This window comes from Acinetobacter sp. CFCC 11171, from assembly GCF_003268405.1.
Lineage (GTDB): Bacteria > Pseudomonadota > Gammaproteobacteria > Pseudomonadales > Moraxellaceae > Acinetobacter > Acinetobacter amyesii.
Genome location: NZ_LQXP01000136.1, coordinates 1 through 278, shown reverse-complemented (window position 1 = coordinate 278; position 278 = coordinate 1). Strand labels below are relative to the sequence as shown.

At 40.3% G+C, this 278-nt stretch carries 1 tRNA gene; it reads left to right on the top strand.

Annotated elements, in window-relative coordinates:
- The first annotated feature begins 61 nt into the window (after positions 1-61).
- Positions 62-137: transfer RNA gene (locus tag AVJ20_RS18205), tRNA-Ala, on the top strand.
- Positions 138-278 lie beyond the last annotated feature (141 nt).

Sequence of the window (278 nt, the reverse complement as noted above, 5' to 3'; positions counted from 1 at the left end):
CTAACGACAAGCAAGCAATTGCAGAGTGAAGTAATCAGAAACATTGACTTATTGATAAGCTGGGGACTTAGCTTAGTTGGTAGAGCGCCTGCTTTGCACGCAGGAGGTCAGGAGTTCGACTCTCCTAGTCTCCACCATACATTCCTTCGGAATGTATAAAGAACGAAGCTAAAATAAACAATCAAATGATTGTTAGCTTAGTCCTTAAGCGATCAAGTGTTTAGGTTATAGAGCTTAGCAACAAAGTAGCGTATGATTCGCTTCATTGTTATTAAGCT